Annotated in this window: 10 protein-coding genes; 5 read left to right on the forward strand and 5 right to left on the reverse strand. The window is 41.7% G+C overall.

Going from position 1 to position 12,880, the window contains the following annotated elements; genetic code table 11:
* Positions 1-3: 3 nt before the first annotated feature.
* The 5 genes from JET18_RS13450 to JET18_RS13470 form a co-directional block, all read right to left on the reverse strand.
* Positions 4-1,269, reverse strand: coding sequence for a hypothetical protein (locus JET18_RS13450; RefSeq protein ID WP_202092594.1), 1,266 nt, complete (start codon positions 1,267-1,269; stop codon positions 4-6).
* Between the two features lie 20 nt (positions 1,270-1,289).
* A complete protein-coding gene (locus tag JET18_RS13455; protein ID WP_202091841.1) occupies positions 1,290-1,931 on the reverse strand; it encodes a leucine-rich repeat domain-containing protein in 642 nt (213 codons plus the stop codon).
* Positions 1,932-2,236: 305 nt separating this feature from the next.
* Positions 2,237-2,407: a hypothetical protein gene (locus JET18_RS13460; RefSeq protein WP_202091843.1), complete on the reverse strand. Its 171-nt coding sequence runs from the start codon at positions 2,405-2,407 to the stop codon at positions 2,237-2,239.
* A 231-nt stretch (positions 2,408-2,638) separates the two neighbouring features.
* A complete protein-coding gene (locus JET18_RS13465; RefSeq protein ID WP_202091845.1) occupies positions 2,639-3,676 on the reverse strand; it encodes a patatin-like phospholipase family protein in 1,038 nt (345 codons plus the stop codon).
* 191 nt (positions 3,677-3,867) lie between these two features.
* Complete coding sequence (locus JET18_RS13470) at positions 3,868-4,368, reverse strand: M15 family metallopeptidase (protein WP_202091848.1); 501 nt, start codon at positions 4,366-4,368, stop codon at positions 3,868-3,870.
* Between the two features lie 249 nt (positions 4,369-4,617).
* Here JET18_RS13470 and JET18_RS13475 point away from each other — a divergent pair, with 249 nt between their 5' ends.
* The 5 genes from JET18_RS13475 to JET18_RS13495 all read left to right on the forward strand — a co-directional run bounded on the left by JET18_RS13475 (position 4,618) and on the right by JET18_RS13495 (position 12,870).
* On the forward strand, positions 4,618-6,201 hold the full coding sequence (locus tag JET18_RS13475) for a Na+/H+ antiporter (protein WP_202091850.1): 1,584 nt from the start codon (positions 4,618-4,620) through the stop codon (positions 6,199-6,201).
* A 174-nt stretch (positions 6,202-6,375) separates the two neighbouring features.
* Complete coding sequence (locus tag JET18_RS13480; RefSeq protein ID WP_202091852.1) at positions 6,376-7,647, forward strand: Y-family DNA polymerase; 1,272 nt, start codon at positions 6,376-6,378, stop codon at positions 7,645-7,647.
* A 153-nt stretch (positions 7,648-7,800) separates the two neighbouring features.
* Entirely contained in the window at positions 7,801-10,836 is a 3,036-nt protein-coding gene (locus JET18_RS13485; protein WP_202091854.1) for a reprolysin-like metallopeptidase, read from the forward strand.
* A 347-nt stretch (positions 10,837-11,183) separates the two neighbouring features.
* Positions 11,184-12,047 (forward strand): complement C1q domain-containing protein, encoded by an 864-nt coding sequence (locus tag JET18_RS13490; RefSeq protein WP_202091856.1) that lies wholly within the window; start codon positions 11,184-11,186, stop codon positions 12,045-12,047.
* Between the two features lie 10 nt (positions 12,048-12,057).
* The gene (locus tag JET18_RS13495) at positions 12,058-12,870 is read left to right on the forward strand and encodes a hypothetical protein (protein WP_202091858.1); all 813 of its coding nucleotides are present in this window, start codon (positions 12,058-12,060) and stop codon (positions 12,868-12,870) included.
* The last annotated feature ends 10 nt before the right edge of the window (positions 12,871-12,880 follow it).

Raw genomic sequence — 12,880 nt, forward strand, 5'->3', positions numbered from 1 at the left:
TTGTTAATCAGTTTTTTTGGTGTATTCCAGGGTGATCGTAAAGGAATTGATCCTGGAATAATCATAATCAGGGTCCTTCACGAATTCAATTTTGATGAGTTTGGGTTCTACCGTAATGAAAATCTGGGTTCTCCATTGGTTGCCTGCGAATGCCGTATCAAAAGCCCACCATTCGGTAAACATTTCATTGGAAACGATGGTTTCGATGTCCGGAATCTCTCTTGCGAGATCAATCTCTCCGTTTCTTGGAATCTGGTCGAAAAACAGTGTTCTTTTGTAAACCGGCTTGCCATTGATCCAGGTTCCCTCAGTCCTTACTTCTTCTCTGGAATAAGACATTTTCTTGTCTACATACTGCTTCTGGATATAATCGTTGGCTTCCGCATAATCGCCGAAATATTGCTCACTTGAAAGTCCTCTGGGTCTTCCTAAAGAAGATATATGACTGATCATAACAGGCCCTTCCTGATCGGAACCTATCACAATTCCTTTCATATCCCGGCCATTGTAATAAGCAAGAGTTGTTCTTTCACGTTCCATAGCCAGCTGGGAAGAATGCCCGGATACATATAATGCATCATTTGAAAGATCAATTCTGGTCATCACTACATTCTGATCGCTGATTGCGGATGAAAGCGTCATTCCTTCAGGGAAGAATCCTATTTCGCTCCTTACTCCAGTCTCCCTGTTATTTCGGTAGATCAGGTTGTTTTCTTCCGGAAGCTCAGTCATCAGTTCAAGGTTTCCTGAAACTGGCTTGCCCGGGTCTGTTCCTGTTAAGGGGATGTAAGATCCTGTAAAGGCTGATTTCGTTTCCCATCCGATGGTTCCGTCATCTTTCGCCACAAGATTTCTGCTGAAATTAAGATTGGCTGCCGGAAGATTAGAGACGATCAGTCCCGAAGTTTTAATATTCCCTGCTACCTCAAGCATTTCCGAAGGATTCTGCGTTCCAAGCCCTGTTTTATCATTACTGTGATAGATGCCGCTGCTTGTAAGACTGGATCCGTTCCAGTAAGGAATATTGTAAGATTGCAGATTTAGCTTGGAATAACCGGGAATATCCCCGTTTTGGGCAATAATATAAAATCCGGTTCCGCCCTGTGGCCTGTTAAGCTTAGTATTTAAAGCATCTTTCAGTCCGCTGATGTTATCCTGAGCAATGCTTTCCTCTTTATGCCAGTAAGAATCCTGCCATTCCCAGAACTGTTCCTGAGTAGGAATATCTCCGTTCTCGAAATATTGTTTTATTTCCTGTTTTGTTTTCATTTTCGTTGTTTTTGATTTTTTTACATATCGAAGATTAAAGTTCCGCCGGTAACCCTTGTGTTTGCTCCAAATGCATCAGAATAATATTGCGTGGCTTTGTCCAGCAGTACAGAGGATAAATCCGGGTTAAAATTGAAGGCATTAGGCCTGATCAGGGTAACGCTTGGGGGTACGTACAATGATGTAAGTTTATTATAGGCAAAGGCAGAATCCTTGATTTCTTTGACCCCTGGTGAGATCGTTAATGAAGTCAGAGAAGTGCCCATAAATGCCCGTTCACCAATAGTGGCAACCTGTTCAGTGATTGTTACTGATTTTAATGCATTATTGCTGAAAGCATCAGCTCCGATACTGAGCACACTGTTGGCAAGGATCACCTCCGAGATTCCTGTATTGCTGGCAAACATATCCGGAATATGTAATGTTCCCGGCTTTATAAATAATCTGCGGACCTGTAAATGAGCCAGGGAAGCATTTCCTGCTTCGTCAATTTCAGCATAAAAATCATTGACGCGGGGAAGGCCGTTTTCCAGACCGGCAATTTTTGCCATTTCTATTTTCTCGTCCTTGTGCCAGTAAGAGTCCATCCATTCCCAGAAATGTTCCTGGCTTGGCCTGTCTCCGTTCTCGAACTTGAGCCTTAATTCTTGTTTTGTTTTCATAATAAAAACGATGTGATTTGTTTAGGTTAATTAATAGGTTGTGTTGGGAAGAGTCTGTGCCCAGAGCTCTTTAAGGTTTTTTGTTTTTAAAAGTGGAATTGATGCCCACCTGTGCATTACATGTTGTGATTCATTTTCATTGTTTTTTTAGTTAATTTTCAGACATAGTTCCGGCTGTCCGGCATTTTGTGAATGATGGATTCAAAGGTGTATGTGAAAGATGATGGGATGGTGTCCGGTGTCTTGATTTGGTGTTTCAAAGATAATTCCGGACAGCGTCAGAACTTGTCGTGTTTAGAATTTATTTAGTATATATTTTCTTCAGGAAGGCCGTTTTCAAAATCTTCTTTGAAGAAATTTTCAATGTCGTTGAGATAGTTTTCATAGTCCATCTCTGCATGTTCGATGTCGCTCCATTCTATTGTATAGAGATCCTCATCGAAAAGTATATCTGGATTGTGATTGGGTGTTTCCATGTTCTGTGTTTTAAGGTTGAGGTTATGTTTTGAACATATTTCTGGCTGTCCAGCATTGATAAATGTAGAATTCAAAGGCTTTTTAAAATTTTTAGGATTGTTATTTTGTGTCTTTGTTTATACTCCAAAAGTAGTGGGAGAAGACGACAAAACTTGACGTGTTTTAAAAACTTTTTATAGTTTTTAATATTAGCTTTTTAGCTTATATGGGTCCTTTATAAGGCAAATAGCTTATATTTTGTTTCTGATCAGTTTTTGTACAATCTGATTCAGTGTTTCCCTGTTATCATCAATATAGCTCAGGCCTGCCTGGATCAGGTTTTCTATATTGGATCTTCTTACATTATCCATCCCCGGAGATGCATTTTTTAATGATGGATTCAGCCGGTAATAGTTTTTCTGGTTCCGCTGCCCCAAAGTCTGAAACATCTGGCACAGCTGATAATCCACAGTTTCCGCATTCGCAGACATTAAGATATCAATGATAGGATTTACCCAGCCGATTTTCCCCGACTTCTGCAGTTTCCTGAAAGAATAAGGCCTGGCTTCAATACCTGTTCCGATAGAAACAATAATCATATCATTGACTCCCGGATGATTGGCTTTCTGATGATTCTTCAGTACTTCCGCAAACGGAATTTTTCTGGCTTCCGCATAAGCGCATAATGCAGGATTGTTCGCAAACATACCGCCGTCAATCAGGCTGAAGATCTGCCCGTACATGGATTTGATCTGTACCGGACTGAAGTAGGTAGGGGCCGCTGAGGTCGCTCTGCAGATATCTTTTACATAAAAATTATCTGTGCTCAGATTGGCTTCCCAGGAATTAAAAAGCTTCGCTCTTCTGTTTTCAATGTCATAACTGGTTATTAAGCATGGTTTTATAAATTCTTTAAGTTCAAGAGTTCCAAAAAAGTCATTCAAATTTTTTTCAAGAGCTTCCTGAGGGATTTTTTCATTAAGAAGGCCAAACGGATTGACCAGCTTTTCCCAAAAAGAAACCTGAAAGATGTCGCCGCCCTTTTCAGCGTATAATTCCAATCCTTTCTGGATAGAATATTTCGCTTTTCGGTGTTCATCGGGACATAGAATAATAGAAGCAATCAGTCCGCCTGTGCTGCTTCCGGCTACCAGATCAAAATAATCTCCGAGTTTGGCTCCCGGATTATCATGATACTGAAGCTGTTCTTCTATGTAGCGGAGAATAATGCAGGTGATGATACCTCTTATTCCGCCCCCGTCCAAAGAAAGAATGGTTGTCTTTTTCATGTGATGTTTTGTTGGTTTTTAAAAGAAAAACTCAGGTCCTGAGACAACTAAAACCAACTCTCGGCCTGTAAAAGCAGATGCTGGTTTTAGTATTTGAGATCTCAGTTAACTAACATTTTCTTATAAAACAAAGGTAGGCCGGGGAAGCGACAGAACTTGTCGTATTATAATTATTTTCAAATAAAAGAGAATTAAAATAGGATATAATTCTGCTTATCCCTGGGCATCCTGGATAGCGTTCGCCAGGCAGTTTTCACCAGTCCTTTTTTTGTCTGGATAGTCTTTTTTTCAAAGTGCGGAAGGTCTTTGAAGGTCTTCCAGTTTCCGCCCCAGTCCCAGCCATGTCTTGCAAAAATCTTTACACATTCATACCAGTCTGCGACCTGATCATTATCCCAGTCTTTTGCCGTGTCCCAGCTCGCTGTTTTTCCGTCGATCATCAGGCAGATGTCAACTGCAAGTCCATAGTTGTGGATACTTTGTCCGGCCTTCGCATTCGTTACCTTTTTTCCCGAAGTAATTCTTCCGATGGCGTACAGCTTTTCCTGTTCCTCGAAAGATCTCAGACCCTGGGTAATTCTTACTTTCGCTCTTCCCGTAAGGGCTTCGTCACATTCTTTGATTATTTGCTGTACTTCATCCCTCACAGAAGGGTGGAGTTTCTCGATTCTTTGTAATGTTATCTTGTCCATGATGTTTATTGTTACTACAGCAAAATTATAGATAGGCAGCGACGGAACTTGACGTATTTAATTAATTTTTTTAATGAATAAAGGCTAAACCCCGATGGCAAAAGACATTTTTAAGATTCTTTAAATTAAGTTCAAATAGGATCATAAAAAATATATGCAGGAAAAACCATTTGACTGTATATTTGTAAAAAACATGCTCATTACGATTAAAAAATTGAATGGGTACTTGATAAAAAACACAATATTTCAATGCATACTATTTTACCTTTTTTCCTGGCGATGATAGCCGCTATCGTTCTGCTGAATATGTGGGCAACCAAACTGAAAATTGCCTACCCGATCCTGCTGGTTGTATTTGGACTGCTCGTAAGCTTTGTTCCCGGCCTTCCTGTAGTGAAGATAGATCCGGACCTTATTTTCTTTATATTTTTGCCGCCGTTGCTTTTTGAAGCTTCCTGGACCATTTCTTTTAAAGAGATGAAAAGATGGTGGCGGATTATCGGAAGTTTTGCTTTTCTGGTCGTTTTCTTTACGGCACTTTCAGTAGCGGTGGCCGCTAATTATTTTATTCCAGGGTTTACCATTGCATTAGGCTTTTTATTAGGTGGAATTGTTTCTCCGCCCGATGCCGTGAGTACCGGTGCCATCATGAAATTTGTAAAGATCCCGAAAACAACTTCCTCTATTTTAGAAGGCGAAAGCCTTTTGAATGATGCCTCTTCCCTTATTATTTTCCGTTTTGCACTCATTGCGGTGGGAACAGGACAGTTTGTGTGGCAGGAAGCTTCCCTGAGTTTTTTATGGATGGTAATCGGCGGTGCGGGAATCGGGCTGCTGTTGGGGTGGATTTTTGTTCAGGCTCATAAAAGGCTTCCTACCGATGCTCCTTCAGATATTGCGCTTACGTTTGTGGAACCTTACCTCATGTACTGGGTGGCGGAACAGATGCATTGCTCTGGTGTGCTGGCTGTAGTATGTGGAGGTTTATTTATGTCTACGAGACGTCTGGTTTTCCTCAACAGTGCCAGCAGGATAAAAGGTCTTAGCGTATGGGAAAGCGTTGTTTTTATTCTGAATGGAATAGTTTTCCTGCTTATCGGTCTGGAACTTCCGGAAATTGTAGGAGGGCTGCGTTCCGAAGGAATCCCGTTGGGAACCGCTATTAAATATGGAGTATGGGTAACCCTTGTTCTCATATTGGCCCGGATCATCAGTGCCTATGCTGCCATGATGGCTACCCTGATCTTCAGGCCAAGTGTGGCTCCGCGCGCATCCACCAGAAGGAGAAGTCTTTTGATGCCTCTTTTTCTCGGATGGACCGGAATGCGGGGGGTGGTCTCTCTGGCGGCAGCGCTGGCTATTCCTCTTACGCTTGAAAACGGAATGCCTTTTCCCAACAGGAATTTAATCCTCTTTATCACATTCGTGGTCATCCTGCTTACCTTGCTGGTTCAGGGGCTTACCTTGCCTTATTTCATCAATAAAGGGCATGCCTTCCAGGATTTTATGAATGAAGATGAGGAAGAAAAGACCAGACAGAAAATAAAATACGAACTGAAGCAACACGTTTATCATTTTCTGAAAACAAAACATGAAAACGAACTTCAGGGCCATGCCGGAATAGAAAGAATGCTGAAGCACTGGGAAGAAAAAACAAAAGCCAATGACGACGGCTGGATGAATGAAAAAAATAAAGTAATTTTTGTTGAAATGCTCGAAAGTCAGAGGCAGTATCTTTCAGAGCTGAATAAAGATGTGAGCATCAATGAAGAAGTGATCCGCCAGCACTTATACCAGATCGATCTGGAAGAAGAACGGTTAAAAATGATCTGAAACAGATGAATTCAGGGCAGGCAATTTATACGGTTAATGCGACAAAACGTGACGTGTTTGAAATAAATTAACTGTATAATATTCAATGTGTTAATTGTAATGTTAATTTTAAATTTAAAGAGAATAATTGTTTTTAAAGATGTAATTTTGCTTTAAAATTATCATTATTCTGCCATGTATGCGTTAGTAGACTGCAACAACTTTTTTGTTTCCTGCGAGAGAACTCTGGACCCGTCCCTCGAAGGAAAACCCGTTGTGGTACTTTCCAATAATGACGGCTGTGTGGTATCCAGAAGCAAAGAAGCCAAAGACCTTGGTATTCCTATGGCAGCTCCTGCATTTAAGTATAAAAATCTTTTCAGAGAGCACGATGTAAAAAGTTTCTCTGCCAAATTTGAACTCTATAATTACAAAAGCCAGCGGGTTATTGATATTTCAAAATCCTATGTCCTGGAATATGAAATTTACAGCATTGACGAGCTTTTCCTGGAACTTTCTGGCTTTAAATATGTAGATCTCCGCGAGTACTGCCTCAAGATCAAAAATGAAATCCAGGTTCTGGAAAATATTCCCGTAAGCATCGGAATTGCACCCACCAAAACCCTTTGTAAAGTAGCCAACAGAATCGTAAAAGAATTTCCTGATCAATTTAACGGGGTTTATACCCTTGATACCCCTGAAAAAATTGAAAAGGCCCTGAAATGGCTCCACATAGGCGACGTCTGGGGAATAGGGCGCAGGCTTGCTGCCAAAATGCATGACAGCGGTGTTTATAAAGCCTGGGACCTTCTTCAGAAACCTGAAATGTGGGTACGGAAGATTATGGGAATTCACGGAGTAAGGATGATCAATGAGCTGAAAGGAATCCGCCAGCTGGAACTGGATGCACCATCTCCTAAAAAGTCAATTGCCGTTACCCGGAGCTTTATGGAAATGCTTACCAAAAAAGAAGACGTCAGAGAACGTGTGGAAACTTTTGGAATGTATTGTTCCGAAAAACTCCGCAAGCAGAATACCTGCTGCAGGATGATCACCGTTTTTGTCCAGACCAACCGTTTCAGAAAAGACCTTCCGGAATACAGAAATGCAAGAACAATGATCCTTCCCAATCCCACCAATTCCTCTATTCTCATAGGCAGGGTGGTGAACGAGCTTTTTGATGCTATTTACCGGGACGGGTTCCATTATAAAAAGGCAGGCGTTATCGTCAATGATTTCGTTCCTGAAAATGAAAGACTCATCAGCCTCTTTGAAGAAGATACCCAAAACCAGCATCTCCCTGTGATGAAAGCAATGGATGCCATGAATAAAAAATTTGGAAAAGATAAAGTGCGTCTCGGAAGTATGAGCGGGAAAAATACATTCGGGCGGGCCAGACTTTCTCCGGAGTATGAGGCGTTCTTAAAAAATAATACACTTCCTGAAGCAAATTTCCGATTTCATTAAATGGTGACTTTTCCGCATTGATAGGTACGTACTACTTCACTACTTCTTTTGGTTTTAATGGACTTGTAGTATATATGTAGAAGCTGATTTTTGCCCATTCTACTGTATAAATTCTACTTTTAGTGTCCAATTAAAATAAAGCAAGTAATTGATATGAAAAGAAAAATTGTACTTATTTGTGCATTGGCGGGTTCTGTTTCCGGTTTTGCACAGAGATGGACTCCTGTATCACAGAAGACCTCTCAGATAAGAAAGGAAGTTGAGGTAAAACAATCGTATCAGGTAGATTTGTCTACTTTAAGAAACCTTTTAAAAGATGCAGTTGAAACAGGAAATGGTGCGCGTCCTGTAATTATTTCCTTACCGACAGCGGAGGGGAAAATTGAAAAATTTGCGGTATACAGCAATCCTGTCATGGAAAAATCCATAACAGACAGGTATCAGCTGGGATCGTATGTAGGAGTAGGAATTGATGATCCTTCTAAATATGTAAGATTCAGTACAGCTCCTGCGGAAATGCAGTCCATGATTATTAAAGACGGAGTGTTCCAGTTTATTGAGCCTATTACTGCGGACAAACAAACCTATGGCGTATTCTATAAATCGAAAGGGGAAGGAGGAATACATGGCTTTGAATGCGGTGTTGAAGAACATGATCTTAATGACATCAAAAAATTAGCGGAAAACGGTAAAAAACAGCTTTCCAATGTAGGAATTACCCAAAGACCTACCAATACAAGATACAGAACCTTCAGAATGGCCATGGCTGCGACCGGAGAATACACCCAGTTTCACGGGGGTAACGTAGCAGGAGCCACTACAGCCATTAATAATACGATGACCAGAATCAATGGTGTTTTTGAAAAAGATTTCGGAGCCCACTTTATTGTTCAGGATCTTCCGGGAATTATCTATACAGATCCTGCCAACGATTTTTATATTCCTCAGGCGGCTCAGGGTGATCCGTCTCTTAATTTACAGCTTCAAAGATTGCTGACTACTGAGGTTCAGAGTGCCAATTATGATATCGGACACGTATTTCACAGAAATGCAGGCGGAAGCAGAAACGGAAATGCCGGAGGAATAGGGATTGTATGTACAAATCCTGCTGATAATAATGATTCGGAATCTAAAGGAGCTGCTTTTTCCATGAGCCCGGATCCGGTAGGAGAGGTTTTCGACCTGATGGCAGCTCACGAAATGGGACACCAGCTGGGAGCCAATCATACCTTCTCGATGAGAACGGAAGGCAGCGGCGCGAATGTAGAACCTTGGGGCGGGACAACCATTATGGGCTACCCGGGAATCACTCAGGATAATATCCAGAACAATATGGACGGATATTTCCATTACAAATCCATTTCGCAGGTATTGGATAATCTGGAAAGCAAACCTAACTGTGGTGTGGCCCAGCAAATAGTAAACAATACAGCACCTGCCATTACGCCGCTTGCCAATTATTCCATTCCGAAAGGAACGGCTTATTATCTTGATGCAGCGGTTGTGGATGCTGAGAATGATGCGTTCAACTATACCTGGGAGCAGTACAACAGTGTAGGAGACCAAAACTCAATATCAGGAGACAGCGGCTGGGGATATAATAATGAAGGAGCCATCTCAAGATCATTACCGGGAACTGAAACCAGCAGAAGGTATTTCCCTAAACTGGCAAGCGTAATGAATGGTGTATTGACCGATACCCAGGGATGGGAAACCGTTTCCTATATTCCGAGAGTACTGAATTATGCCGTGACCGTAAGAGATCAGAATGCACAAAGACCTATGACTTCTACAGCAGAAAACGTAGTGACCGTAGGAAATGACGGACCTTTCAAATTCAATGGACTTACCACGTCTTCAGTTTTATACAATAATTTAGAGAACACGATTTATTGGGATGCAGCCAACACCAATGCCGCTCCATATAACGTAGCCAATGTAAAAATTGATTACACCACAAATAACGGAACCACCTGGACAGATCTGGTAGCATCTACACCAAATACAGGAAGTTATGCTGTTCAGATGCCTGCCAACCTGAACGGAGCCGTTAAGCTGAGAATATCTGCGCTTAATAATATTTTCTATGCTGTTTCACCTGCAATCAATGTGGCAGCGGGCCCTACTTCTGCCGGAGCTGCACCAACCGGTGTTTCGGCAATAAATACAGAAATTTTCAAAACGACAGCCAGAGTATCCTGGAATAAAGTTTCCGGAGCCACCTATTCCATCAACTACAGAAAAACAGGAGCTGCGAACTGGTCCAATATAACAAGCACAACCAATTCTGTCGTATTGAATGCTCTTGAAGATGAAAGCAATTATGAAGCACAGATAGCAGCGGTGGTGAACAGTGTGCCGGGAACATTCTCCAACAATTACACGTTTAAAACCAAAGGATTAACAAGCGCAGATTACTGTCTGATGACGACCGGAGGAAGCGGGGGCCAGTTCAATAGTGGTCTTATCAGGCTGACTTTATCTAATTTAAACTATACATTCACAGGAATGGACGTGTACAGAACCTACCGTGATTTTAGTGAAGATGCAACCAAAATTATTAACCTGACAGAAGGTGTTCAGTATACGGCCAATTTCAGAAACCTTGGAGGAGGGAACTTTAATGACTGGCTGGAAATCTGGATAGATTATAACAGAAACGGAGCTTTTGAAGATGCTGAGAAAGTAGCTTCCAGCAGCGGTGTTCCGGTTTATGTGGCGAATGCCGGTGCGTATCTGCGTGACGGAAATGTAACGTTTACAGTTCCTGCGGGAGTGTATTCGGCAGATAAAACCTTGAGAATGAGAGTAGCAAGTACGTTCTTTAATGCAGCAAGCGGACCATGCGGAAGCCCGGCAATTCCTGTAAACGGAGGCGTTCTTTCCGTTGGGTCATTCAGAGACTTCTCTGTAAGAATTGCGGATACTAATGCTCTTGCCGCCAAAGATGTAGTAAAAACTCCAAACGCTGAAATATCCATTTACCCGAATCCGGCCGATACTTTTGTTGAGATTAGAAACCTGAAGGAAAGTGCAGACTATAAGATCCACGATGCATCAGGAAGACTGGCTCAGGAGGGAACGGTACAGAACCAGAAAATTAATGTAGCCGGATTAATGAAAGGTTTGTATATCCTTACTTTAAAAACCAAGGAAGGAGTAAACAGTGTAAAACTGATCAAGAAATAATAATCAGACTCATAGAATAACTTTTAATAAAAAGTAATTCAGATTAAAACTGAGAACTTACTGAGATCAGTAGTTTCAATTTTAATATATTTTTTCAACGCTAGTTACATAGTGAGATTTAGTGAAGCAGCCCTTTGGGGCTGTTTTTTTATGCAGAAAAAGGGAATTTATAAAGCTTATTTTTCTGATTTATATTGGAATTCCGAATTTTGGTAGAGTTTAAATTCATGTAAGTGTTACATTTTCAGTTAGTTGTTGTTTTGTGGGTTTTTAGCCTGTTGTACGGGCAGTCCATTTGAATTTATCTTTGCAGAAGAATTTTTCAGATTCTAAAAACCACAAATTACATGAAAAAATTAAACACATTGATGAAAAGTGTAGTGGCTGGAGGATGTTTTTTATTCAACTTTACCAACGCTCAGGTTGGAATCAATACATCAAATCCTCAGACCGGACTTCATATGGATGGAGCCAAAGACAATCCGCTTTCCACCATCCCGACTGCTGCCCAGGCGGCCAACGATGTAGTATTTACCGCCAACGGTGAAATAGGAATAGGAACGCTGAGTCCATCCGTAAAAATAGATGCAAGATCGGCCACTAATGCAGACAATGCCGTAGGGATAGGAGAAACTACGCAGACAGCTTCTGCAGCAGGTTCCGGAGCGATGAGGTACAATCCGCTGAATGGCGGAAAAATGCAGTATTCGGATGGAGTGGTGTGGCAGGACCTTATCTCTTCCCCTACAAAAGCAGTTGTTGTAGCCAATATCAAAGCGGCCAATTTTGCCATTAAAGTACCTTACCAGGTTTCAACCGGAATCTCAGGATGGACAGAAATTTCCGATCCCACGGCCAACTTTATTCCCTCAACAGGCATCTTTACAGCACCGCGAACCGGAGTCTATCTGGTTGCATTTACCTACGATTTTGTAAGAATTCCTATTGTTTCAGGCTACTTTTCTGAAGCCAGATATGTGGTGAACGGAAATACAGTCGTTAAAAAATGTGTAAAATCTTTTTCAAATACCTCTAAACAGGCACAGGTGGCAGGTTCATGCGTTGCCGGAGTTCAGCTCAATAAAGGCGATACTTTTCAGCCGCATATTTACCAGTCGGTATATAACAGCGGAAGCTTAAGTCTCCGGACGGATCTTACCCCGGCAAGTAACGATTATGGTTTTGTGAATCTTTCCATTGTAGAACAGTAACCCATTTGATATGAAAAAAAGATTAGCATTGATTGTAATGATCACCGGAAGTTGTTTCATTAAAGCACAGATAGGAATTAATATGTCTGCTCCTGAAGCCATTCTTCATGTAGACGGTCAGAAAAATACAGCACCCGCAGTTCCATCCAGCTATTATGATGATGTAGTCGTAACATCCTCTGGAAATATGGGTGTAGGAACAAAAACACCGAAAACCAGATTGGATTTACGTTCTGAGGAACATCTGAATGCCCTTGGTCTCGGAGGAACATCACAAACAGCCTCTGCGGCAAAAGCAGGAGCGATGAGGTATAATTCAGGGACACAGGATCTGAGCTATTCCAATGGAACGGCCTGGGTTCCGCTGGCTCACAAAGCGCCCAATGATTTTGTGGACGCTGAAAACGCTTCGGTACAGTCTTTTACCAGCGGAACACAGGCTGCGGTAACTAACTGGACCAAAAAAACAGATGTCAACGGAAGTTTTAATTCCGGAACGGGGACCTTTGTAGCATCGAAAACCGGAATTTATATTGTTGCTTTCACATTTTCACTCGCATCGGGCACTATTGCCAACGATTCGCGCTATGAAACACTGATTCAGACCAATTCTGCCTCTTCAGCCACGAATAAGGTCTTCAAATGCGTAGGAAGTTATCCGGGAACCAATACGCTGTCCAACCGTGTTGCAGGAAACTGTTCCGGAATTTTCAATCTGAACCAGGGAGACCAGATCACGGTAAGTCTGAACCAGGCTTTAGGAACAGCAAAAACATTAGACACAGATGCCTCACTCACCTCTTTAAGTATTTTCGGACTATAAAAAAACACGA

Source organism: Chryseobacterium endalhagicum, from assembly GCF_016745235.1.
GTDB classification, from domain to species: Bacteria; Bacteroidota; Bacteroidia; order Flavobacteriales; family Weeksellaceae; genus Chryseobacterium; species Chryseobacterium endalhagicum.

Excerpts from the sequence above, each read along its gene's own strand:
- JET18_RS13450 (WP_202092594.1), bottom strand. The coding sequence starts at position 1,269 with ATGAAAACAAAACAGGAAATAAAACAATATTTCGAGAACGGAGATATT.
- JET18_RS13455 (WP_202091841.1), bottom strand. The coding sequence starts at position 1,931 with ATGAAAACAAAACAAGAATTAAGGCTCAAGTTCGAGAACGGAGACAGG.
- JET18_RS13460 (WP_202091843.1), bottom strand. The coding sequence starts at position 2,407 with ATGGAAACACCCAATCACAATCCAGATATACTTTTCGATGAGGATCTC.
- JET18_RS13465 (WP_202091845.1), bottom strand. The coding sequence starts at position 3,676 with ATGAAAAAGACAACCATTCTTTCTTTGGACGGGGGCGGAATAAGAGGT.
- JET18_RS13470 (WP_202091848.1), bottom strand. The coding sequence starts at position 4,368 with ATGGACAAGATAACATTACAAAGAATCGAGAAACTCCACCCTTCTGTG.
- JET18_RS13475 (WP_202091850.1), top strand. The coding sequence starts at position 4,618 with ATGCATACTATTTTACCTTTTTTCCTGGCGATGATAGCCGCTATCGTT.
- JET18_RS13480 (WP_202091852.1), top strand. The coding sequence starts at position 6,376 with ATGTATGCGTTAGTAGACTGCAACAACTTTTTTGTTTCCTGCGAGAGA.
- JET18_RS13485 (WP_202091854.1), top strand. The coding sequence starts at position 7,801 with ATGAAAAGAAAAATTGTACTTATTTGTGCATTGGCGGGTTCTGTTTCC.
- JET18_RS13490 (WP_202091856.1), top strand. The coding sequence starts at position 11,184 with ATGAAAAAATTAAACACATTGATGAAAAGTGTAGTGGCTGGAGGATGT.
- JET18_RS13495 (WP_202091858.1), top strand. The coding sequence starts at position 12,058 with ATGAAAAAAAGATTAGCATTGATTGTAATGATCACCGGAAGTTGTTTC.